20 protein-coding genes, 3 tRNA genes and 1 pseudogene are annotated in these 23,175 nt (G+C 69.8%); 23 read left to right on the top strand and 1 reads right to left on the bottom strand.

Annotated elements, in window-relative coordinates:
- Positions 1-130: 130 nt before the first annotated feature.
- Positions 131-484, bottom strand: a complete 354-nt coding sequence (locus ABZ809_RS11780) for a hypothetical protein (protein WP_357562596.1) — start codon at positions 482-484, stop codon at positions 131-133.
- A 205-nt stretch (positions 485-689) separates the two neighbouring features.
- Here ABZ809_RS11780 and ABZ809_RS11775 point away from each other — a divergent pair.
- The 23 genes and pseudogenes from ABZ809_RS11775 to ABZ809_RS11665 form a co-directional block, all read left to right on the top strand.
- Positions 690-824, top strand: a pseudogene (locus tag ABZ809_RS11775) (transposase); the annotation flags it as partial.
- Between the two features lie 114 nt (positions 825-938).
- Positions 939-1,346, top strand: a complete 408-nt coding sequence (locus tag ABZ809_RS11770) for a hypothetical protein (RefSeq protein WP_357562428.1) — start codon at positions 939-941, stop codon at positions 1,344-1,346.
- A gap of 478 nt (positions 1,347-1,824) precedes the next feature.
- On the top strand, positions 1,825-2,214 hold the full coding sequence (locus ABZ809_RS11765; RefSeq protein ID WP_357562427.1) for a hypothetical protein: 390 nt from the start codon (positions 1,825-1,827) through the stop codon (positions 2,212-2,214).
- Positions 2,215-2,361: 147 nt separating this feature from the next.
- Complete coding sequence (locus ABZ809_RS11760; protein WP_357562426.1) at positions 2,362-3,558, top strand: FUSC family protein; 1,197 nt, start codon at positions 2,362-2,364, stop codon at positions 3,556-3,558.
- A gap of 451 nt (positions 3,559-4,009) precedes the next feature.
- The gene (locus ABZ809_RS11755) at positions 4,010-4,252 is read left to right on the top strand and encodes a hypothetical protein (RefSeq protein ID WP_357562425.1); all 243 of its coding nucleotides are present in this window, start codon (positions 4,010-4,012) and stop codon (positions 4,250-4,252) included.
- 61 nt (positions 4,253-4,313) lie between these two features.
- Positions 4,314-6,842: a bifunctional diguanylate cyclase/phosphodiesterase gene (locus tag ABZ809_RS11750; RefSeq protein ID WP_357562424.1), complete on the top strand. Its 2,529-nt coding sequence runs from the start codon at positions 4,314-4,316 to the stop codon at positions 6,840-6,842.
- Between the two features lie 96 nt (positions 6,843-6,938).
- Positions 6,939-7,011, top strand: a tRNA-Thr gene (locus ABZ809_RS11745).
- 25 nt (positions 7,012-7,036) lie between these two features.
- Positions 7,037-7,109, top strand: a tRNA-Met gene (locus tag ABZ809_RS11740).
- Between the two features lie 133 nt (positions 7,110-7,242).
- Positions 7,243-7,410 (top strand): 50S ribosomal protein L33, encoded by a 168-nt coding sequence (rpmG, locus tag ABZ809_RS11735; RefSeq protein ID WP_013288652.1) that lies wholly within the window; start codon positions 7,243-7,245, stop codon positions 7,408-7,410.
- Positions 7,411-7,537: 127 nt separating this feature from the next.
- The gene (locus ABZ809_RS11730; protein ID WP_357562423.1) at positions 7,538-7,984 is read left to right on the top strand and encodes a MaoC family dehydratase N-terminal domain-containing protein; all 447 of its coding nucleotides are present in this window, start codon (positions 7,538-7,540) and stop codon (positions 7,982-7,984) included.
- A 1-nt stretch (position 7,985) separates the two neighbouring features.
- Positions 7,986-8,378: a MaoC family dehydratase gene (locus ABZ809_RS11725; protein WP_357562422.1), complete on the top strand. Its 393-nt coding sequence runs from the start codon at positions 7,986-7,988 to the stop codon at positions 8,376-8,378.
- Between the two features lie 128 nt (positions 8,379-8,506).
- Positions 8,507-8,579: transfer RNA gene (locus tag ABZ809_RS11720), tRNA-Trp, on the top strand.
- 212 nt (positions 8,580-8,791) lie between these two features.
- On the top strand, positions 8,792-9,190 hold the full coding sequence (secE, locus tag ABZ809_RS11715; protein ID WP_357562421.1) for a preprotein translocase subunit SecE: 399 nt from the start codon (positions 8,792-8,794) through the stop codon (positions 9,188-9,190).
- 38 nt (positions 9,191-9,228) lie between these two features.
- Entirely contained in the window at positions 9,229-9,951 is a 723-nt protein-coding gene (nusG, locus tag ABZ809_RS11710) for a transcription termination/antitermination protein NusG (protein ID WP_357562420.1), read from the top strand.
- Between the two features lie 184 nt (positions 9,952-10,135).
- Positions 10,136-10,567 (top strand): 50S ribosomal protein L11, encoded by a 432-nt coding sequence (gene rplK / locus ABZ809_RS11705; protein WP_357562419.1) that lies wholly within the window; start codon positions 10,136-10,138, stop codon positions 10,565-10,567.
- Between the two features lie 81 nt (positions 10,568-10,648).
- A complete protein-coding gene (gene rplA, locus ABZ809_RS11700) occupies positions 10,649-11,365 on the top strand; it encodes a 50S ribosomal protein L1 (protein WP_357562418.1) in 717 nt (238 codons plus the stop codon).
- Between the two features lie 76 nt (positions 11,366-11,441).
- The gene (locus tag ABZ809_RS11695) at positions 11,442-12,281 is read left to right on the top strand and encodes an ABC transporter ATP-binding protein (RefSeq protein WP_357562417.1); all 840 of its coding nucleotides are present in this window, start codon (positions 11,442-11,444) and stop codon (positions 12,279-12,281) included.
- Entirely contained in the window at positions 12,278-12,967 is a 690-nt protein-coding gene (locus ABZ809_RS11690) for a hypothetical protein (RefSeq protein ID WP_357562416.1), read from the top strand. Before ABZ809_RS11695 ends, ABZ809_RS11690 begins: the two co-directional genes overlap by 4 nt.
- 340 nt (positions 12,968-13,307) lie before the next feature.
- Complete coding sequence (gene rplJ / locus ABZ809_RS11685; protein ID WP_357562415.1) at positions 13,308-13,853, top strand: 50S ribosomal protein L10; 546 nt, start codon at positions 13,308-13,310, stop codon at positions 13,851-13,853.
- A gap of 54 nt (positions 13,854-13,907) precedes the next feature.
- The gene (gene rplL / locus ABZ809_RS11680; RefSeq protein WP_357562414.1) at positions 13,908-14,291 is read left to right on the top strand and encodes a 50S ribosomal protein L7/L12; all 384 of its coding nucleotides are present in this window, start codon (positions 13,908-13,910) and stop codon (positions 14,289-14,291) included.
- A gap of 574 nt (positions 14,292-14,865) precedes the next feature.
- The gene (locus ABZ809_RS11675; RefSeq protein WP_357562413.1) at positions 14,866-18,297 is read left to right on the top strand and encodes a DNA-directed RNA polymerase subunit beta; all 3,432 of its coding nucleotides are present in this window, start codon (positions 14,866-14,868) and stop codon (positions 18,295-18,297) included.
- 80 nt (positions 18,298-18,377) lie between these two features.
- Positions 18,378-22,265, top strand: a complete 3,888-nt coding sequence (locus tag ABZ809_RS11670) for a DNA-directed RNA polymerase subunit beta' (RefSeq protein WP_357562412.1) — start codon at positions 18,378-18,380, stop codon at positions 22,263-22,265.
- Positions 22,266-22,377: 112 nt separating this feature from the next.
- Positions 22,378-22,749: a hypothetical protein gene (locus ABZ809_RS11665; protein WP_357562411.1), complete on the top strand. Its 372-nt coding sequence runs from the start codon at positions 22,378-22,380 to the stop codon at positions 22,747-22,749.
- Positions 22,750-23,175: the final 426 nt, after the last annotated feature.

The following is a 23,175-nucleotide window of genomic DNA, read 5'->3' as shown; positions in this document are numbered from 1 at the left end:
TCGACGTCGATCTCCGCCACCACAGTCGGCTCCACCTGGTGGCAACGCAGCGGCTCGGGCGTCGTCCAGCCCAACCGGCATCAGATGGTCGGGATCATTCCGGTGGCGGCCATGTCCTGCCGCCGACCGGCTACCGAAACTCGTGTACGACCTCGATGAGCCCGACGAGGTGCGCGTTGAATTCGTCCAGCTCTTCGGCTGGCACCCACAGTTCCAGGATGGTGTCACCGCCAGCCTGTCGTACGGGGTAGCGGCGCAGGAAGTCCGTCTCGACGTGGAAGCGGGTCACGTATCCCACGCCGGATGCGGGCACGTTCCAGTCCCGGGCGATCATCACCGCGTAGTCCTCGTTGAGGACCGGGTAGAAGATCGGCTGGTCCGGCAGGCGCGGCGGCCACCTCCGCCATCCCGACTCGCGAACGAGGTCGAGTTCTGCCGGTCCGGTCGGGCGCCACAGCACCGTCGTTCCGCCACCGCTGCTCATCTCGACCTCGCTGCTCGGGTTCCTGGTGAGCCCGGACAGTACCGGCTGAGCAGCGCCCGACACCACCGCATTCGGCTCCTGGTGGAGGTGGGCTGATACCGCCGCCGCCGTCGTGTTCGCCGTCGGCGCGGCCCGGCGTTACTCCGGCGAACGTCGGTGCGGCCAGAATGCCGCACGTGGCGGGTTACGGGAAGCGTGAGGTTTTATCCGCCTCGAGACCTGGTGGCCGCACATCCTCGCGTTCATCCAGACCGGGATCACCACCGCCGGCTCGGAGGGCGCCAACCGCGTGATCAAAACCGTCGCCCGCGATGCCTACGGCTTACGCAATCCCGGCAGCCAACGACTACGCACCCGCTGCGCCACCACCCGACGAGTCCGCGATGCCTCAACTCCCCATAGCTCCGGAGCCGTGCGGGTAGCTTCACCAACACTCCCGAGGGAAGGTGGACCTGTGGCCGACAACGAAATTCGCCTGACGCTGAAGCGGGGGAAGGCCGAGAGCAGTGTGGTGAGCACAGCGATGTCGAACCGGTGGATGATGCACACGATGGGGAACCGGAACGTCGACGTCTTCGTCAACGGATGGTCGACCCCCCAAGGTGTCGACGTCCGCTACGTCGAGGACCCCTTGACAGGGATCGCATTTGTCACCCTCCGCGGCACACGGTCTCACGAAGTCGCCGAACTGCTGCGGCAACGGTGCGATTTGTGGGACTTCGCCGAAGCCCTCGAAACCCTGCGGCAACTCAAACCACGCAACAAGTACCGAGACGCCCGGCTCGCAGCCGCCTATGCAACGGCATACACCGCCCCCGACGAACCGGTGCCATCAATAAATATTCGCTGCCCTCGCCGCTGATCGCGACCCTGGCATCCGCCAAGCCGTGATCGTGGCCACGGGTCACAAGCCCTGGCCCGCTCTGGTCGGACTCGTAGAACATCTTGCAGAACATGACCCCAGTGACCATGTGCGCCACAATGCAACCGTCCTGCTTGAGGGTCTGCGACCTCGCCACAATTAACGCTCACGTCTGAGGTTGCGTGGTCGAGGGTCCGGCTGGACAACGATGCAAGAACGTGCCTGGCCACCCTCTGGGCGACAACACTCTCCACCCTCAGCGCATCGAGTTGGCTGAGAAGGCGATAAGGGGAGAAGTGCCGCTTCCTGTTCCGCTCCGCTGACGGGACGGACGTCCACTTCAACTGCGGCCGGCAACGCCGGCTCCGACCCGCCTGTCGTGAAGCGTGGGGTGGCGTTGGGCGGGCATGGTGGAGCCGTGGATGCAGTCCGGATGTCATGTTGGGCGGATGGAACCTTGATCGGCTTGGCTGAGGTCATGCGGTCGATCGATGGTGGGGAGGCGCTGCACTGGCGCCTGTTCGAGGCGGAGTTCAACGGCGATGTCCGGGCTGTGTGGCCGAAGAGTGGCACTCTGGCTGTCGAACAGCAGTCGCGGGAGCCGGGCGGCCTGCGGCTTTCCTGGGAGATCATGGCGGCGCTGGCCGGCAGCGGCGTGCAGATCATCGACGGTGACTTCGTGGGGTTCGATGATGCCGGCGTGCCGCAACTGCAACTCCTGATGGTCGACAGCGGGCACTGGAAGGTCTGGTCTGTCCGGCCCGCTGACTACGCGAGTGTGCGGAAGGCGTTCGCCCGGGTGGAGACGGTGCCGCACACGCAACCGGAGCCGGCGATCCGCCGTGGAGGATGGGCCGATGGCGGGTGAAGGAAACTCGCCACCGGTGACGACGGGCAGGCTCATGCTGGGCGGGCGCCGATCGCTCGGGCCGTACGGCTCGGCGCCTCGGCGATCGATGACGGCCTGCGCCTGATCGGCGCGTTTCCGACGGTCGCGTGGCGGGTATCTGCGCCCGTGCGGCTTCCCGGACGACGTGAGGCGAGCGCCGCGCGGCATCCGGACGACCGGATCGACGCGGCGCTGGCATCTCTCGGGCACCGGAGCGCCACGACGCTGCAGGACCGGTTACGCAAGCTGCGCTTCAGCGCCCTGGTAGGCGTCCAGGCGGGCGCCGCCGCCGCGCTGGCCTGGTACGTCGCCAAGGACCTGCTGAACAACCCGCAGCCGATCTTCGCCCCGGCGGTCGCCGTCGGCACGCTGGCCAGTTCGCTCGGCCACCGCCTGCGTCGCACGTTGTATCTCATCGCCGGCGTGGCGGTCGGGATCACCGTCGGGGACCTGCTCGTGGTCGTGATCGGCAACGGGCACATCCAGATCGGCCTGATCGTGGCCGTGTCCATCCTGCTGGCGGTCATGCTCAGCGGCGAGGGAGGCTTCATCGCCCAGGCCGGTGGCAGCGCCATGGTGATCGCAGTGCTCTCCCCGGCCTCGACGAATCTGGCGGTACCCCGTCTCGTCGACGGGGTGGTCGGTGGAGCCGCGGGGCTGGCCGTCTCGTTGCTTCTGTTGCCCCTGCATCCGGTCCACCGGATCAAACGGGCCGCCGGCCCGCCGCTGGACGCCCTTGCGCGCGAGCTTGCCGTGGCCGCGGACGCGTTGGCCGCCAGGGACCAGAAGATGGCCAAGCAGGCCCTCGACCGGCTCCGTGCCGTCAGTCTCGGTGATCTCGAAACGACGCTCAGCGGGGCCGTCGAGGTGGCCAAGGTCTCGCCGGTCCGCTGGCATCAGCGCACCGAACTGAGCGGATGGCGACACGGCGCGGGGCTGATGATGCGATCGCTGGTGCACAGCCGGCCGCTCGTGCTCCGGCTGACCGCGGTGATCGAGGACGGCGAACCGGTGCCGCAGGCCCTGGTGGAGGCGGTACGCAGCCTCGCCACGGCCGTGCGCCACGTCCGGGACGGCTTCGCTCCCGGAAAGCCGTCCACCACCTGCCAACGGGCTGCCCTCAACGCCATCCGGCTCGCCCATCAGGCACTGGGTAGCGGGTTGGGCTTCTCGGGGGTCAACGTCGCTGGGCAGATCAAGACCGTCGCCGTGAACACGCTGCGGGCCACCGGCATCAGTAAGGCCGACGCGGAGCGTCTCGAACAGTCGGTCGGGCCGGACTCGCGGGGTCGACCGGACACCCAGCCGGTGCCGGACAGCTGAACCCGCCGGCCTCCGGGCGGTCGTCGCGGACAGGTGGTGTGGTGGCGCGACAGCCCCGGCGGCCCCGGCGGCCCCGAAGGTCCGATCCGACGCCACCGCGCCCCTGGTGCACTGGCGAGAAGAAGGTATGGTGGTCGATGTCCAGCCGGCCGGCCCGACTTGGACCGACACTGCCGGACTAATCACACACAGTGACTGTTCGTTGCGATTCGAGGACCGTTTCCGGCTGTCAATCGAATTGCACCTAAGGTCGCATTCCGCAACATGCGAAGTGCAAGGTGGCCGCTCAGCGCCGTGATCAGGGACCGGCCGGGCGACTTCTGGGCCGAACGGCGGAGCCGGGCCAGCGCAACGGGTCGGCGGTGCTCCCGCCGCTTTTCTGGATACCTGCGGTGTGGCACGATCGTGGAGCCTCCACTATCCCCCTGACACTTCCCCGACAGGAGCAAACATGTCTGGTCGAAAGCTGGGCCGACTGTATGGCTCGCTCCTCGTGCTTGCCGTCGCCGCGATCATCGGTCTCGTCGACGTCGGTGGCGACCTGCGCACGGCGGACCTGATCTGGACCAACGGAGACCCCGTCGGGACCAACGGAGACCTGATCTGGACCGGCGCCCCCGAGGACGTCCTGGCCGACGGAGACCTGATCTGGACCGTCGCTCCGGTGGACGCCCCGGCCGGCGGCGGGCGCTGAATCCTGCTCCGTGACGTCGCCGGCCTGACCGGCGAAGGCCGGACAGGCCGTAGGGAGCGGTATGCCCCAGCGTGACCACAAGCGACGTCGGTCGACCCAACACGCCTGGTTCATCACTGGACCGCTGGCGTTCGTCGCCATCGTCTGTGCCACCCTGACCAGCCTGGTCGCCGACCCGGCGTTCGGTGAGTGGTGGCTGGCGCTCGCGCTGCTGGGCGTGATGATCGGCCTCGGCATGCCGGTCCTGAACTTCGTCGTCCGGCGGCAGTCGTTCGGTGTCACGCTGACCGAGATTCCGCTCGTCATCGCGTTCTATCTCGTGCCCCCACTCACCGTGATGGTGATCTACACGGTGGCGTTGGCGGTCGCGCAGACCAGGCACCACTTCGCCCCGGCGAAGTTCTGGTTCAACGTCGCGAAGACGGCGGCCGGGACGTCCCTCGCCGGGCTCGTCCTCCAGGCGCTGCCGCCCATGCGTGACGTCGGGCCGGGCACCTGGGCCAGCCTGTCCGCGGCCGTCGGCGCGGTGTTCCTGGTCAGCCTCGCGGGCATCGTCGGCGTGCACACCCTGATGCAGGGGTGGCAGGCCGGGCGCGACGCGCTGCGTACCGTGCCGCCCGGCCTGCTCACCGCCGCGATCAACGTGTGCCTGGGGCTGATCATCCTGATCGCGGTGACCGTGACGTGGTGGTCGGTGGCGCTGCTGGCGGCGCTGGGCGCGGCGCTGATCCTGGTCTACCGCTCGTACGCGCAGTTCTTCCGGCAGCACCGCACGCTCGCGGAGATGTACGACCTCACCCGCGCGATCGGGGAACGTGGCCAGGACGGCACCCTCGTCGACGCGCTCCTCGGCCGGGTGCGCGCCCTGATGCAGGCCGAGTACGCCACGCTCTGGCTGCCGACCCAGGGCCGGCACCCGGAGGTGCTGCTCACCGCCCGGGTGGACGACCCGGGGCTGCTGGACGTCGTACCGACCCCGTCGGCGTTGCGCGACCAGGCGGCCAGGGAGGGCCGGACGGTCGCCGTGGGCCGGGCCTTCGAGGGCGGGCAGGCGGCCCGTCGCGCGCTGAACAACGGCAGGGTCAAGGACGTCATCGTGGTGCCGCTCCGCTCCGGTCAGGCCGTGATCGGCACGCTGGAGGTCGCCAACCGGCTCAGCGACGTCGGCCACTTCACCGACAGCGACATCCCCGTCTTCGAGACGGTGGCGGCGCACGCGGCGGTGGCGCTGGAGAATTCGCGACTGGTGGACCAGTTGCGGCACGACGCCTACCACGACGCGCTGACCAAGCTGCCCAACCGGCGGCGGATCACCGGGGCGCTGGAGGAGGCCGTCAAGATCCGGGCGCCCGGCGAGGTGGTGGCGCTGCTGATGTTCGACGTCGACCGGCTGCGACAGGTCAACGAGTCGCTCGGCCACGCCGCCGGCGACAAGGTGCTCGCGGAGGTCGCCGACCGGTTGCGCTCCTGCGCGCCCTCGTCGGCCCTGGTCGGTAGGGCCGGCGGGGACGAGTTCCTGGTGACGCTGCGGCTGGAGAGTGCCGAGGCGGCGATGGAGCTGGCCGCGCAGTTGCGCGAGCAGATCCGCGACGAGATGGTCTTCGACGCGCTCACCCTGGACGTGGACACGGCGGTCGGTGTCGCCGTACACCCGGACCACGGCAGCGACGCCGCGTCCCTGCTGCAACGGGTGGACCTGGCGGCGACGGCGGCCAAGTCCGTGCCGGGGAGCGTGCAGCTGTTCAGCCCGGCGCTGGAGTCCCGGTCGCTGCGGCGGCTCGGCCTTGCCGGCGACCTGCGGCGCGCGTTGGACGACGGCGAGCTGGAGGTCTACTTCCAGCCCAAGGTGACGCTGCGGGACCGCCGGCTGGTCGGCGTGGAGTGCCTGGCCCGTTGGGAGCACCCCGCGCACGGCACGGTCGCCCCGGAGGACTTCGTCGCGGTGGCCGAGCACACCGGCCAGCTCGGCCGGTTCACCGACTTCGTGCTCCGCGAGGGGCTGCGGCGCAGCCGGGACTGGACGCACGCCGGCCAGCCGCTCGACGTGGCGGTCAACCTCTCCCCGCGTACGCTCACCGACCCGCACTTCCCGGCCAGGGTCAGGGAGCTGCTCGAAGAGTACGACGTGCCACCGCAGCGGCTCACGTTGGAGATCAAGGAGGCCGGGGTGCTGGACGGCACCGACCGGCCCATCCCGACCCTGCGGCGGCTGAGGGATCTCGGCGTACGGCTGTCGGTGGACGACTTCGGCACCGGTGACTCGTCGCTGGCCCACCTGCGCCGGCTTCCGGTGCACGAGGTGAAGGTCGACCGCTCCTTCGTGCAGGGCATGGCGACGGACCCGGGTGACCTGGCGATCGTCAACGCGGTGGTCACGCTCTCCCAGCAGTTCGGCCTGGCTGTGGTCGCCGAGGGTGTGGAGAGCGAGCTGACCCTGGAACTGCTCCAGGACATCGGCTGCGAGATCGGCCAGGGCTTCCTGTTCAGCCGGCCGTTGCCGTACGAGCGGCTGGAGGCGTGGTTCGGCGCCCAGGTCGATCCGGAGACGATCTCACCGGGGGAGCTGCCGCGGCTGCGGGCCGTGCCCTGATCTGCGGAAACGCTCCGGTGGGGGATCCGATTTCATCTCCACCGTGCGGCCGTGTAATGTATCCCCTGCGCGACGCCCTCCGGGGAGATCGCGCAGGCCCCCTTAGCTCAGTCGGCAGAGCGTCTCCATGGTAAGGAGAAGGTCTACGGTTCGATTCCGTAAGGGGGCTCAGAGGGTCCGGCTGGACCCACCACGGCGGTGTAGCTCAGATGGCAGAGCAAGCGGCTCATAATCGCTGTGTCGCCGGTTCAAGTCCGGCCACCGCTACTCTCGTCCACCGGGCCAGCTCCCGGCGGTCGGTGGGACGGGCGCCATAGGCGCCCGCTTTGCATGTCCGCGCAATCAGTGCGTAGGCTGATGCGCTGTAGTTGTTACCCGTTAGCGAGGAAGGCACTCCGCCGTGGCGAAGGCGACCGATGTCCGGCCGAAGATCACTTTGGCGTGTGTGGAGTGCAAGGAGCGCAACTACATCACGCGCAAGAACCGCCGTAACGACCCGGACCGCATCGAGCTGAAGAAGTTCTGCCCGCGGGACGGCAAGCACACGGTCCACCGCGAGACCCGCTGATCCGCGGCCGGCATCGCCGGCCCGGTCCTCTGGCACTTCCCGATCGCCGGTTCCGTACGGACGGCGCGGCTCCGGCCGCCGTCGACCGCACGGGCCGGCGATTGTCGTTTGCGTGTAGGTTCGCGGCATGTCCCTGGACCCGTCCTTCGTCGGCCGGACGTATCCGCCGACCGCCCCCTATCAGGTGGGCCGCGAGAAGATCCGTGAGTTCGCCACGGCGATCGGCGCCGCCGACCCGGCCCACCACGACCCGGAGGCGGCCCGTGCCCTCGGCCACGCCGACCTGGTCGCCCCGCCGACCTTTCCCTTCGTGCTCACGATGGCGGCCAACCAGCAGATCATCGACGACCCGGAGCTCGGCGTCGACTACAGCCGCGTCGTCCACGGCGACCAGCGCTTCGCGTACACCCGGCCGGTGGTGGCGGGGGACGAGCTGGTCTGCGTGAGCGTCATCGACGCGGTCAGCAGCCGTGGTGGGCACGGCTTCCTGACCACCCGCACCGAGGTCAGCACCCCGGCCGGCGAGCCGGTGGTCACCGTCTGGATGAAGCTCGTCGTACGCGGGGAGGGCTGAGATGGAGCTGCCAGCCAGGACGTTCCGGGTGACGCGCGCGGACCTGGTCCGCTACGCCGGCGCCTCGGGGGACTTCAACCCGATCCACTGGAGCGACCGGGTCGCCACGAAGGTGGGCCTGCCGGGCGTGATCGCCCACGGCATGTTCACCATGGCGCTGGTCGGCCGGGCGGTTGCGGAGTGGGCCGGGGCGCCCGACGCGATCGTCGACTTCAACGTCCGCTTCGCCCGGCCGGTGGTCGTCCCCGACGACGACGAGGGCACCGAGATCGAGGTCACCGCGGTGGTCCGGGACGTCACCGAGGACGGCCTGACCAGGCTCGACGTGACCGCGACCTGCCTGGGGGAGAAGGTGCTGTCGCAGGCCCGGGCGACCGTCCGGACGGCCCGCTGACCAGGCACTCGACGCGCGAGGGGCAGACCGGTTGGGAAAGTCGTGCCGCTACCCGTACACTGGTCCGCCGTGGGGCAAGTAACCCCTGCACGGTCGTTCATGACCGAGCGGGGCGAGCATTGCCGCACAGGGGTGTAGCTCAATTGGCAGAGCAGCGGTCTCCAAAACCGCAGGCTGCAGGTTCAAGTCCTGTCACCCCTGCGCCTCAGGCCTGACCGTTCCCGTGGGTCGCGCCGCCGAACGGCGGCGTCCGGCCCGTGGTGGTGGCATTGGCGAGGTGGCTCCGAAGCATTCGGGCCCTCTGGCTGATCCGCCGGCCGCGGCCCGTCGCGGGACGGTTGGTCCGGCCGGCGTGACCAAACGCCGCGCACGCCCGACAGCGTGTGACCCGACATCCCGCGACGGAGGGCGAAGTGGCCGACAAGAAGCGGCGCGGCGAGGACGCTGGCGACGACGGTCTGCACGACGAGGTTGTCGACGAGGTGGCCGACGACGACGCCACCGGCGACGACGCCGAGGAGCCGGTATCCCGGGGCGGCACCGCGACGCGGTCGAAGACCAAGGCGGATTCGGCGGACAGCCAGTCGAAGACCAAGGCGGAAACCGGTCGCGTGGGTCTGTTCGGCCGCATCGCCCGATTCATCCGCGAGGTCGTGGCGGAACTGCGTAAGGTCATCTGGCCGACCCGCAAGGAGCTGCTGACCTACACGGCCGTGGTGGTCGCCTTCGTCGCGGTGATGCTGACGATCGTGGCCGGCCTGGACTTCGCCTTCGCGAAGGGCGTGCTGTGGGTCTTCGGCAGCACCAGCTGACCGGCCGACTGAGCCGATAGTGACGGAAGTGAGCGAGCGTGCCTGAGTACGACGAGACCGCCGAGACCACGGACGACCAGTCCACGGTGGCGACGGCGGCTGGTGACGAGTCGGTCGAGGCCGCCAGCGAGCCGGAGTTCCCCACCAGCGAGCCCGCGCCGGACGAGGACTACGACCCGGTCGCCGAGCTGCGGCAGAAGCTGCGCTACGCGCCGGGCGACTGGTACGTGGTGCACTCGTACGCCGGCTACGAGAACAAGGTCAAGACCAACCTCGAGACCCGGATCACGAGCCTCGACATGGAGGACTACATCTACCAGGTCGAGGTGCCGACCCGGGAAGAGGTCGAGGTCAAGAACGGGAAGCGGTCGCAGATCCAGGCCAAGGTCTTCCCGGGCTACATCCTGGTCCGGATGGAGCTGACCGCCGAGTCGTACTCCTGCGTGCGCAACACGCCGGGCGTGACGGGCTTCGTGGGTGCGACGGACCGGGCCGACCGCCCGGCGCCGCTCTCCCTCGACGAGGTGCTGAAGTGGCTGGCGCCGGCCGTCGAAACCGAGCAGAAGAAGGCCAAGCCCGAGGTCAAGGTCCTCGACTTCGAGGTCGGCGACTCCGTCACCGTCACCGACGGGGCCTTCGCCTCGCTGCCCGCGACGATCAGCGAGATCAACGCCGACCAGCAGAAGCTCAAGGTGCTGGTGTCGATCTTCGGGCGCGAGACGCCGGTGGAGCTCAACTTCAACCAGGTCGCCAAGATCTGACGTCCGGGGCGCCGGCGGTGGGCAGCGGCCCGCCGCCGGCGTACCTGTTGCGCCCTCGCGCCCGACCTCGGCGGCGAGGGCGACGGGACGCTGCGCTACCCTAGAACGTCGCCGCTGTCGCATCGCGCTGACCGTGCGCGCCCGCGGCCGGCACCTTTCCCAGTTCCAAGCCCCAGGAAGAGACATGCCTCCGAAGAAGAAGCTCGTCAAGACGTTCACGCTTCAGCTGAAGGCGGGCCAGGCCACGCCGGCTCCGCCGGTGGGCCCCGCGCTCGGTCAGCACGGCGTCAACATCATGGAGTTCTGCAAGTCCTACAACGCGCAGACCGAGTCTCAGCGGGGCGACATCGTCCCCGCCCAGATCAGCGTCTACGAGGACCGGTCCTTCACCTTCGTGCTGAAGACGCCGCCCGCGGCCCGGCTGCTGATCAAGGCCGCCGGCGTCGACAAGGGCTCCGGCGTCCCGCACACCCAGAAGGTCGGCACCGTGACCCGCGCCCAGGTGCGCGAGATCGCCGAGAAGAAGATGTCCGACCTCAACGCCAACGACCTCGACCAGGCTGAGAAGATCATCGCCGGCACCGCCCGGTCGATGGGCATCGTCGTCAACGACTGAGCTCGGCCCCGGCAGACCAGACCAGATCGTGGGAGGGCGCGCGTGACCGCCGCCCGCCAGAGACCACAGGAGTAACCAGAAATGCAGCGCAGCAAGAGCTACCGCAAGGCCGCCGAGGTCATCGACCGGTCGAAGCTCTACACCCCCGCCGAGGCCGTGAAGCTGGCCAAGGAGACCACCAACGTCAAGTTCGACGCCACGGTCGAGGTCGCGATGCGCCTCGGCGTCGACCCCCGCAAGGCGGACCAGATGGTCCGCGGCGTGGTCAACCTGCCGCACGGCACCGGTAAGACCGCCCGCGTGATCGTCTTCGCCGCCGGCGCGAAGGCCGAGGAGGCCGCCGCCGCCGGTGCGGACGAGGTGGGCACCGACGAGCTGGTCGCCCGGATCCAGGGTGGTTGGCTCGACTTCGACGCGGCGATCGCCACGCCGGACCAGATGGCCAAGATCGGCCGGATCGCGCGGATCCTGGGCCCGCGCGGTCTCATGCCGAACCCGAAGACGGGCACGGTGACCATGGACGTCACCAAGGCCGTCGCGGACATCAAGGGCGGTAAGATCACCTTCCGGGTGGACAAGCACTCCAACCTGCACCTGATCATCGGCAAGGCCTCGTTCGGCGAGAGCCAGCTGATCGACAACTACGCGGCGGTCCTCGACGAGGTCCTGCGGGCCAAGCCGTCCGCCGCGAAGGGCAAGTACCTCAAGAAGGTCACCCTCACCACCACCATGGGCCCGGGCGTCCCGGTCGACCCCAACGTGGTGAAGAACCTGCAGGAGGCTCCGGCCGAGGGCTGAGCAACCGCACCCGTGACGGGGCGTCGCCACATCGTGGCGGCGCCCCGTTCCATGTCGGCTGTGGCATGCTCGGCCGGTGCGGCTGGAGGATGTCTGGTTGCGGTACCGGCGGCGGGGCCCGTGGGTGCTGAGGCAGATCGGGGTCCGCGTCGACCCCGGTGAGGTCGTCGTCGTGCTCGGCCGCAACGGTGTGGGCAAGTCGACCCTGCTCCAGGTGGCGGCCGGAGTGCTGCGCCCGATCCGGGGGAGGGTCACCGACCGGCCCCGGCACGTCGGGTGGGTTCCGGAGCGTTTCCCGGCCGACCAGCCCTTCACCGTCGAGCGCTACCTGACCGCCATGGGCCGGGTGGCCGGCCTGGACCAGGCGGCGACCGGCCGCGCGGTCGAGGACTGGACCTCCCGGTTGGGCCTCGCCGCGTACCGCCGGGTCCGGCTGCCGGAGCTGTCCAAGGGCACCGCCCAGAAGGTCGGACTGGCCCAGGCGATGCTGCGCCCACCTGGCCTGCTGGTGCTGGACGAGCCGTGGGAGGGCCTCGACGCCGCGACCCGGGAACTGGTGCCCGAGGTGATCGACGAGGTCGCGGCCGGGGGCGGGTCGGTGCTGGTGAGCGACCACCGCGGCGAGATCGCCCGGCTGCCCGGCGCGCGTCGCTGGACGGTGGCGGACGGCACGGTCACCGAGAGCGCGCCGTCGGCCGACGCGGCGCTGGCGGTGATCGAGGTCGCGGTGCCGGCCGCGCGGGTCGACAGCACCGTCGCCCGGTTGCGCGCCGACGGCCACCAGATCCTGCGCGTACGCCCGCCGAACCGGGCCGGCCTGGCCGATGAGCCGCCGACGGGCACCGTGGACGCCGACGCGGCGCCCGTGCCCGGCGGGCCGGAGGCGGCGGGCCACCCCGCCGGAGGGGCACGGTGACCGCGCTCGTCCGGCTGCGGCTGGCCGGCTTCCTGCGTACGGGGCGGGCGCTGGCCCCGCTGCTCGCCGGCCTGGTGGCCCTCGGCATCCTCTACGGCGGCGGCCGGGCACAGCCGGGGGAGGCGTACGGCGTCTCGGCGGTGCTGCTCTTCCCGGTGCTGGCCTGGCAGACCAAGGTGCTGCTGGATGTCGAGCCGGACGTCCAGCGCCGGCTGGCGCAGGCGCTGGTCGGGGTGCGCCGGGAGCGGTTGGCCGGGCTGCTCGCGGCCGGGGCGGCCGGGCTCGGCACGGTGGCCGTCGCGCTGATCTTCCCGTGGCTGGTCGGCGGGGTCGCCGGCCCGGTGGACCCGGGGGACCGGTCGGTGCCGGTCGGCATCGCCATCGGGCTGTGGACGCACCTGTCGGCCGTACCCGCGGCGGTGGCGCTCGGGGCGTTGGCCAGCCGCGCCTCGACGGGCAGCGCCGGCTACGGCGTCGCGGTGCTCGCGGTCGGCGGGGTCGGCGCCGTCGTCCTCGGCCTGAGCGGCTCGGTGGCGCCCTGGCTGGCACCGCCGGTCATGGCGACCGCGCGGGCGGCCACCGGCGAGCTGACCGTGCCGACGGTGGCCCTGCTCACGGCCTGGGCCGCGGCCTGGAGCGTGGCGGCCGGTGCCGGCTACCTGTGGCGGCGTCGTCGCCGGCCCTGACCGCCACCGACCACGGCCTGTCGCGGCGGGTGACGCGGCCCACGTGGGGGCGATTTGGTGGTCATGGGACTGCTCGCGTAACCTTGGCCGCGAAGTTCCACCCAGAGACCGCTGGTCACCGTGCCCCGGCACGGTCGAAGGTCCCGCGACGACGGGCGACCCGCGCAGGGCGGTAAGCGAAACTCGGTGCTGAGCATGGTCCGCCGACTGTGCCCCGTGTGCCGGCCCTCGCCCCGTGCGCCCTGCGCCGGGGCTTTTCTCGTTGTCGTGGCGCCTCCGCCTCCGTCGAACGCCTTGGCCGACGACGGTGACCGGCCTCGAGTAACGAGAGAGGAGGGACATGGCGGACAAGCCGATCCGGGCCGACAAGGCCACGGCCGTCGCTGAGCTGACCGAGAGCTTCCGTAACGCGGGTGCCACGGTGCTGACCGAGTACCGCGGTCTGACGGTTTCCCAGCTCACCCAGCTGCGGCGCTCGCTTGGCAAGGAGACCAGCTACACGGTCGCGAAGAACACGCTCGCGAAGCGTGCCGCGACCGACGCTGGCATCTCCGGCCTCGACGAGATGTTCACCGGTCCTACCGCGCTGACTTTCGTTTCGGGCGACGTCGTCGAGGCGGCGAAGGGGCTTCGCGACTTCGCGAAGGCCAACCCGAAGCTCGTCATCAAGGGCGGTGTCTTCGAGGGCAAGGCCATTTCCGCGGCCGAGGTCACGAAGCTCGCCGACCTGGAGTCCCGCGAGGTGCTGCTGGCCAAGCTGGCCGGCGCGATGAAGGGCAACCTGAGCAAGGCCGCGGCCCTGTTCCAGGCCCCGCTGTCGAAGACCGCCCGCCTGGCGGCCGCCCTGCAGGACAAGCGCGAGAAGGAGGGCGCCGAGGCGGCCTGAGGCCCCGCGGCGCACCCAGTTCTTACCTAACAGATTCAGGAAAGGACGCCAGACATGGCGAAGCTCAGCACCGACGAGCTGCTCGACGCGTTCAAGGAGATGACGCTGATCGAGCTCTCCGAGTTCGTGAAGCAGTTCGAGGAGACCTTCGAGGTCACCGCCGCGGCTCCGGTCGCCGTCGCCGGCCCGGCCGGCCCGGCCGCCGCCGCCCCGGCGGAGGAGGAGAAGGACGAGTTCGACGTCATCCTCGAGGCTGACGGCGGCAAGAAGATCCAGGTCATCAAGGTCGTGCGCGAGCTGACCGGCCTGGGCCTCAAGGAGGCCAAGGACCTGGTCGAGTCGGCTCCGAAGGCCATCCTGGAGAAGGCCAACAAGGAGACCGCCGACAAGGCCAAGGCCAAGCTCGAGGGCGAGGGCGCCAAGGTCACCCTCAAGTGACCTGACGCACCACCAGGCGCGTACGCCCGGCTCGCGCGAGCCGGGGCACTCCGCGTCACGGCGGGCGGTGATCCGACAGTGGATCGCCGCCCGCCGTCTTGGTGCGGTGCCGTCAGTGCGGTGAGCAGGGCGTAGGCGCCCGGTGCCGGCGCCGGGGCGGGGCGCGCCGGTAGCTCGTCGGTGGGAAAGACGCGGCGACCCGGATGCCGGGCCTTGACGCGGCCCCGGGCTGCCAGGCACGCTGACACCAGCAAGACCTTCCGCGCTTGCAACGGCCACCTCTTGGGTAATGGCAGCGGCAGCACCATGGGCCGCGGCACCCGAGCGGCCCGGCAGGAACGTCGCGTTCCGAGCGGCCCGGTGAGACCCTCGTTCGAGGGGTCCCGAGGCGCGTTCCGCGATGACCTGCGGGGTGGGCTGGACAGCGGTTAGCCTCTCGGCTACACTGCTAGTTTGCGCTGCCTTCCGACTTGACCCCTGCTCGGAAATGTCCGATTACGGCTATTTCTGGCGGGGTCATTGGAGTGCACGCGTACCAGCCGTTCTGCAGCACCGGTCCTCGGAAGGACGCATCTTGGCAGCTTCCCGCCCTGCGAAGACCAGTCGTACGTCGAGCGCATTCGCTCCCCGCCGAGTTTCATTCGGCAGGATCACCGAACACCTCGAGGTCCCCAACCTCCTCGCCATTCAGAACGAGTCCTTCGACTGGCTCGTCGGCAACGAGGCTTGGCAGGGCCGGTCGGCGGACGACCCGCACGCACGCTCGGGTCTCGCGGAGATCCTCGACGAGATCAGTCCCATTGAGGACTTCTCCGGCACCATGTCGCTCTCCTTCTCGGCGCCGCGCTTCGACGAGGTCAAGGCCTCGATCGAGGAGTGCAAGGAGAAGGACCTGACCTACTGCGCCCCGCTGTTCGTGACCGCGGAGTTCACCAACAACACCACCGGCGAGATCAAGAGCCAGACGGTGTTCATGGGTGACTTCCCGATGATGACGCCGAAGGGCACCTTCATCATCAACGGCACCGAGCGCGTCGTGGTCAGCCAGCTCGTCCGGTCCCCGGGCGTCTACTTCGACAAGCAGCCGGACAAGACCTCCGACCGCGACCTCTCCAGCGTCAAGGTCATCCCCAGCCGGGGCGCCTGGCTGGAGTTCGACATCGACAAGCGCGACACGGTCGGCGTCCGCATCGACCGCAAGCGCCGGCAGGCCGTCACGGTCCTGCTCAAGGCCATCGGTTGGTCGGCCGAGCGGATCCGCGAGCGGTTCGGCTGGTCCGAGCTGATGATGACCACGCTCGAGAAGGACCACATCGCCGGCGCGGACGAGGCGCTGCTCGACATCTACCGGAAGCTCCGCCCTGGCGAGCCGCCGACCCGCGAGAACGCCCAGACCCTGCTCGACAACCTCTTCTTCAACCCGAAGCGGTACGACGTCGCCAAGGTCGGTCGTTACAAGTTCAACAAGAAGCTCGAGCTGGAGGTGCCGATCACCACCGGCACCCTGACCGAGGACGACATCGTCGCCACCGTGGAGTACCTCTGCCGGCTGCACGCCGGTGAGGACGGCTACGAGGCCGACGACATCGACCACTTCGGCAACCGGCGCCTGCGTACCGTGGGCGAGCTGATTCAGAACCAGGTCCGGGTCGGTCTGTCCCGGATGGAGCGGGTCGTCCGCGAGCGGATGACCACCCAGGACGTCGAGGCGATCACGCCGCAGACCCTGATCAACATCCGCCCGGTGGTGGCGGCGATCAAGGAGTTCTTCGGCACCTCGCAGCTGTCCCAGTTCATGGACCAGACCAACCCGCTGGCGGGCCTGACCCACCGGCGCCGGCTGAGCGCGCTCGGCCCGGGTGGTCTGTCCCGGGAGCGGGCCGGCTTCGAGGTCCGCGACGTGCACCCGTCCCACTACGGCCGGATGTGCCCGATCGAGACGCCGGAAGGCCCGAACATCGGTCTGATCGGCGCGCTGTCCACCTTCGCCCGGGTCAACCCGTTCGGCTTCATCGAGACGCCGTACCGGAAGGTCGTCGACGGTCGGGTCACCGACCAGATCGACTACCTGACCGCGGACGAGGAGGACCGGTTCGTCAAGGCGCAGGCCAACGCGCCGCTGAAGGCCGACGGCACGTTCGCCGAGGACCGCGTCCTGGTCCGCCGTAAGGGCGGCGAGACCGAGGACGTCCCGCCGGCGGCAGTGGACTACATGGACGTGTCGCCGCGGCAGATGACCTCGGTCGCGACCGCGATGATCCCGTTCCTCGAGCACGACGACGCCAACCGGGCACTGATGGGCGCGAACATGCAGCGCCAGGCGGTGCCGCTGGTCAAGGCCGAGTCCCCGCTGGTCGGCACCGGCATGGAATACCGTGCCGCCGTCGACGCCGGTGACGTGGTCGTCGCCGAGGTCGGTGGCGTCATCGAGGACCTCTGCGCCGACTACATCACCATCCACCAGGACGACGGCCACCGCCGCACGTACCTGCTGCACAAGTTCCGCCGCTCCAACGCCGGCTCCTGCGTCAACCAGAAGCCGGTCGTCTTCGAGGGCGACCGCGTCGAGGCCGGCCAGGTCATCGCCGACGGTCCCTGCACCGACGAGGGCGAGATGGCGCTCGGGCGCAACCTGCTCGTGGCGTTCATGTGCTGGGAGGGCCACAACTACGAGGACGCGATCATCCTGTCGCAGCGCCTCGTGCAGCAGGACGTGCTCACCTCGATCCACATCGAGGAGCACGAGGTCGACGCCCGGGACACCAAGCTGGGCCCGGAGGAGATCACCCGCGACATCCCGAACGTCAGCGAGGAGATGCTCGCCGACCTCGACGAGCGCGGCATCATCCGGATCGGCGCCGAGGTCGTCCCCGGCGACATCCTGGTCGGCAAGGTCACGCCCAAGGGCGAGACCGAGCTGACCCCGGAGGAGCGGCTGCTCCGCGCGATCTTCGGTGAGAAGGCGCGCGAGGTCCGCGACACCTCGCTGAAGGTGCCGCACGGCGAGACCGGCACGGTCATCGGCGTGCGTACCTTCTCCCGCGAGGACGGCGACGAGCTGCCGCCGGGCGTCAACGAGCTGGTCCGGGTCTACGTCGCCCAGAAGCGGAAGATCCAGGACGGCGACAAGCTCGCCGGCCGGCACGGCAACAAGGGCGTCATCTCCAAGATCCTGCCGATCGAGGACATGCCGTTCCTTGAGGACGGGACGCCCGTCGACATCGTGCTCAACCCGCTGGGTGTGCCGAGCCGGATGAACATCGGCCAGGTGCTGGAGACGCACCTCGGCTGGGTGGCGAAGACGGGCTGGAGCGTCGACGGCGACGACGCCGAGTGGAAGCGCCAGCTGCGCTCCATCGAGGCGCACGAGTCCGAGGCGGACACCAACGTGGCCACGCCGGTCTTCGACGGTGCCCGCGAGGAGGAGATCTCCGGTCTGCTGGCGTCGACCCTGCCCAACCGGGACGGCAAGCAGCTGATCGGTTCCTCCGGCAAGGCGCAGCTGTTCGACGGCCGCTCCGGCGAGCCGCTGCCGGACCCGATCGCGGTCGGCTACATCTACATCCTGAAGCTCAACCACCTGGTCGACGACAAGATCCACGCTCGGTCGACCGGCCCGTACTCGATGATCACGCAGCAGCCGCTGGGTGGTAAGGCGCAGTTCGGTGGCCAGCGCTTCGGTGAGATGGAGTGCTGGGCGATGCAGGCGTACGGCGCCGCGTACGCCCTGCAGGAGTTGCTGACGATCAAGTCCGACGACGTCCTCGGCCGGGTGAAGGTCTACGAGGCCATCGTCAAGGGCGAGAACATCCCGGAGCCGGGCATCCCGGAGTCGTTCAAGGTGCTGCTCAAGGAGCTGCAGTCGCTGTGCCTCAACGTCGAGGTGCTGTCCAGCGACGGCGTGGCCCTGGAGATGCGCGAGACCGACGACGAGGTGTTCCGCGCCGCGGAGGAGCTGGGCATCGACCTGTCCCGGCGCGAGCCGAGCTCGGTCGAAGAGGTCTGAGGTGAGCGGTCGGGGGCCGGCTCGCCGGCTCCCGACCCCACCCACTAGCTAGCAGTACAGACGACGACATAGGGGACATAGTGCTCGACGTCAACTTCTTCGACGAGCTGCGCATCGGCCTCGCCACCGCCGACGACATCCGTCAGTGGTCGCACGGTGAGGTCAAGAAGCCTGAAACCATCAACTACCGCACCCTGAAGCCGGAAAAGGACGGGCTCTTCTGCGAGAAGATCTTCGGTCCGCAGCGGGACTGGGAGTGCTACTGCGGTAAGTACAAGCGGGTCCGGTTCAAGGGCATCATCTGCGAGCGCTGCGGCGTCGAGGTGACCCGGTCGAAGGTCCGGCGTGAGCGGATGGGGCACATCGAGCTCGCCGCTCCGGTGACCCACATCTGGTACTTCAAGGGCGTGCCGAGCCGGCTGGGCTACCTGCTGGACCTCGCCCCCAAGGACCTCGAAAAGATCATCTACTTCGCCTCGTACGTCGTGACCAGCGTGGACGCGGAGTCGCGTCACCGTGACCTCTCGACGATCGAGAACGAGATCCTGGCCGAGAAGCGGCAGTCGGAGAACAGCCGCGACTCGGAGATCGAGAAGCGGGCCACCAAGCTCGAGGCCGACCTGGCCGAGCTAGAGGCCGAGGGTGCCAAGGCGGACGTCCGGCGCAAGGTCAAGGAGGGCGGAGAGCGCGAGATGCGCCAGATCCGCGACCGGGCCCAGCGCGAGATCGACCGCCTGGACGAGGTGCTGGACACCTTCCGCAAGCTGGAGCCGAAGCAGCTCGTCACCGACGAACTGCTCTACCGCGAGCTGCGGGACCGGTTCGGTGAGTACTTCACCGGCAGCATGGGCGCCGAGGCCATCAAGGCGCTGGTCCAGAACATGGACCTCGACGCCGAGGCCGAGAACCTGCGCGAGACCATCCGCTCCGGCAAGGGCCAGCGGAAGATCCGGGCGCTCAAGCGGCTGAAGGTCGTCGCGGCGTTCCTGAACACCCGCAACTCGCCGCTCGGCATGGTGCTCGACTGCGTCCCGGTCATCCCGCCGGACCTGCGCCCCATGGTGCAGCTGGACGGTGGCCGCTTCGCGACCTCGGACCTGAACGACCTGTACCGCCGCGTGATCAACCGGAACAACCGCCTCAAGCGTCTGATCGACCTCGGCGCGCCCGAGATCATCGTCAACAACGAGAAGCGGATGCTCCAGGAGGCCGTCGACGCGCTGTTCGACAACGGCCGTCGCGGCCGGCCGGTCACCGGGCCGGGTAACCGCCCGCTGAAGTCGCTCTCCGACATGCTCAAGGGCAAGCAGGGCCGGTTCCGCCAGAACCTGCTGGGCAAGCGCGTCGACTACTCCGGCCGTTCGGTCATCGTGGTCGGCCCGAAGCTCAAGCTGCACCAGTGCGGCCTGCCCAAGCAGATGGCGCTGGAGCTGTTCAAGCCGTTCGTGATGAAGCGGCTGGTCGACCTCAACCACGCGCAGAACATCAAGTCCGCCAAGCGGATGGTCGAGCGGCAGCGGCCGGTCGTGTGGGACGTGCTGGAAGAGGTCATCGGCGAGCACCCGGTGCTGCTGAACCGCGCGCCGACCCTGCACCGCCTGGGCATCCAGGCCTTCGAGCCGCAGCTCGTCGAGGGCAAGGCCATCCAGATCCACCCGCTGGTCTGCACGGCGTTCAACGCCGACTTCGACGGTGACCAGATGGCGGTGCACGTGCCGCTGTCCGCCGAGGCCCAGGCCGAGGCGCGGATCCTGATGCTGTCGTCGAACAACATCCTCAAGCCGGCCGACGGCAAGCCGGTCACCATGCCCACCCAGGACATGGTCATCGGCCTCTACCACCTCACCCACCTCACGGCGGGCGAGCGGGGCGAGGGCCGGTCGTTCAGCTCCGACGCCGAGGCGCGGATGGCGTACGACAACGGCGAGCTGCACCTGCAGGCCCCGGTGAAGATCCGCCTGCGTGGCGTGGTCGGGGTCGACAACGGCGCCGGCGCCGAGCCGTGGACCGCCCCGGAGGGCTGGGTCGAGGGCGAGCCGCTGACCGTGGAGACGACCCTCGGCCGGGTGCTGTTCAACGAGACGCTGCCGCAGGGCTACCGCTTCGTGAACTACGAGATCCGCAAGGGCCAGCTCTCCGCGATCGTCAACGACCTTGCCGAGCGCTTCCCGAAGGTGGCGCTGGCCGCCACCCTCGACGGGCTCAAGGAGGCCGGTTTCCACTGGGCCACCTGGTCCGGCGTGACGATCGGCATGGAGGACGTCATCGCCCCGCCGCGCAAGCGGGAGATCCTGGAGCGGTACGAGAAGGAAGCCGACCAGATCGACAAGCAGTACCAGCGCGGTCTGATGACCCCGGAGGAGCGCCGCGGCGAGCTCATCCAGATCTGGACCAAGGCGACCAACGAGGTCGCCAAGGAGATGGACACCGCGCTGCCGCAGGAGAACCCGCTGTGGAAGATGATCAACTCGGGCGCCCGCGGTAACCTCCTCCAGCTCCGGCAGATCGCGGCGATCCGTGGTCTGGTGGCCAACCCGAAGGGCGAGATCATCCCGCGGCCGATCAAGGCCAGCTACCGGGAGGGTCTGTCCGTGCTGGAGTACTTCATCTCCACGCACGGCGCCCGTAAGGGCCTCGCGGACACCGCCCTGCGTACCGCCGACTCGGGTTACCTGACCCGTCGTCTGGTGGACGTCTCGCAGGACGTCATCATCCGCGAGGAGGACTGCGGCACCGACCGGGCCATCCCGATGCAGATCGGGGAGCGGATCGACGGCAAGCTCGTCGTGCACGAGCACGCCGAGACCAGCGTGCACGCCCGGACGCTGGCCGACGACATCAAGGGGCCGGACGGCGTCGTCGTCGCCGAGCGGGGTCAGGACATCAACTCCATCCTGGTCGACAAGATCGTCGCCGCCGGGACGGAGACGGTGCGGGTGCGCAGCGTGCTCACCTGCGAGTCGAAGCTGGGCGTCTGCGGAGCGTGCTACGGCCGTTCGCTGCCGACCGGCAAGACCGTGGACGTCGGCGAGGCGGTCGGCATCATCGCCGCCCAGTCGATCGGTGAGCCGGGTACGCAGCTGACGATGCGTACCTTCCACACCGGTGGTGTCGCGGGTGAGGACATCACCCAGGGTCTGCCGCGTGTCCAGGAGATCTTCGAGGCCCGGGTCCCGAAGGGCAAGGCGCCCATCGCCGACACCCCGGGTCGGGTCCGGATCGAGGACGGCGAGCGCTCGCGGAAGATCATCGTGGTGCCGGACGACGGCAGCGAAGAGATCGTCTACGACAAGATCTCCAAGCGGGTCCGGCTGCGGACCCACGACGGCGACCACGTCGCGGTCGGCGAGAAGCTCACCGAGGGCACCATCGACCCGCACGAGCTTCTGCGGATCATGGGTCCGCGGGCGGTCCAGGTCCACCTGACCAGTGAGGTCCAGGAGGTCTACCGCTCGCAGGGTGTGCTCATCCACGACAAGCACATCGAGATCATCATCCGCCAGATGCTCAAGCGGGTGACGGTCATCGACTCCGGCTCGACCGAGTTCCTGCCGGGCGTGCTGGTCGACCGGGCGCTGTTCGAGTCGGAGAACCGCCGACTCGTCTCCGAGGGCGGCGAGCCCGCCGCCGGCCGACCGGTGCTGATGGGTATCACCAAGGCCTCGCTGGCCACCGACTCCTGGCTCTCGGCGGCCTCCTTCCAGGAGACCACCCGGGTGCTGACCGACGCGGCGATCAACTCGCGCAGCGACTCGCTCGTCGGCCTCAAGGAGAACGTGATCATCGGTAAGCTCATCCCGGCCGGTACGGGCATCAGCAAGTACCGCAACGTCCGGGTCGAGCCGACCGAGGAGGCGAAGGCCAAGGTCTACTCGATGACCGGCTACCCGGAGACCGACTACGGCTTCGGGCCGGCCAGCGGCCAGGCGGTTCCGCTGGACGACTTCGACTTCGGGTCGTACCGCTAGTCAGCACTTCTCGAACGAGGCCCCCGGCAGCCGCCGGGGGCCTCGTCGCGTCCCGGGCCCGTGGTCGCCCGGGCGGGCGCCACGGTGGACCGGGCCGGGGCATGATGGGGACATGACGACCGCACCAGGGCAGGCGCCCGTCGCCCAGCCGGGGCCGCCACGCCATCCGCTGGACCCGGATCCGGCCCGGGCCACGAAGGCACGGGCCGTCTTCGCGCTGGGCCTGATCGGTGCGCTGACCGGCCTCTTCATCGGCGGCGTGGTGCCGGCCACGGTGGCGCTCCAGCTCGCCCGCCAGGCGCGCCGGGAGGCGTACGCCTCGGGGGGTTTCCTGACCGGCGCGGCCTGGCTGCGCCGGGGGGAGCGGCTGGCGTGGACGGGCCTGGTGCTGGTGGCCGTCAGCGTGGTGGCGGTGGTGGTGATCGGGGTGGTCCGGCTGGCCGACGCGCCCTTCGGGCAGGATTTCGCGCCGAACGTGGACTGACCGACCGCTCGGGGGAACGGGTCGCGCCGGGCACGGGCCGCCCGGCTGGCGGCGGTAGCCTGGCCGGGTGTCCGTCGCGCGGCGGTGGACGCCGAACGTCGACAGGAGGACCCGTGACGGAACCGGCGCGTTTCTCGGGCAACGATCCCGTGGCGCCCCCCGCCGCGAATCCGGAGGCCGCATCCCCGGACGGGGCGCGGTGGGCCCGGCCCGACGCCGACCAGGCCGGCCCGTCCGCGGCCCCGGGACACCCGCAGTCAACCCCGCCCTGGGGCGCGTCGTCCGGCGGCCCGGCTCCCGCGTCGTCTCCGTGGGGCGCGTCGTCCGGTGGCCCGGCTCCCGCGTCGTCTCCGTGGGGCGCGTCGTCCGGTGGCCCGGCTCCCGCGTCGTCTCCGTGGGGCGCGTCGTCCGGCGGCCCGGCTCCCG

Origin of the sequence: Micromonospora sp. NPDC047074, from assembly GCF_040643815.1 — a bacterium.
Taxonomy (GTDB): Bacteria; Actinomycetota; Actinomycetes; order Mycobacteriales; family Micromonosporaceae; genus Micromonospora.
The sequence above is the reverse complement of the archived record's forward strand: the minus strand, read 5'-3'. Positions and strand labels throughout refer to the sequence as shown.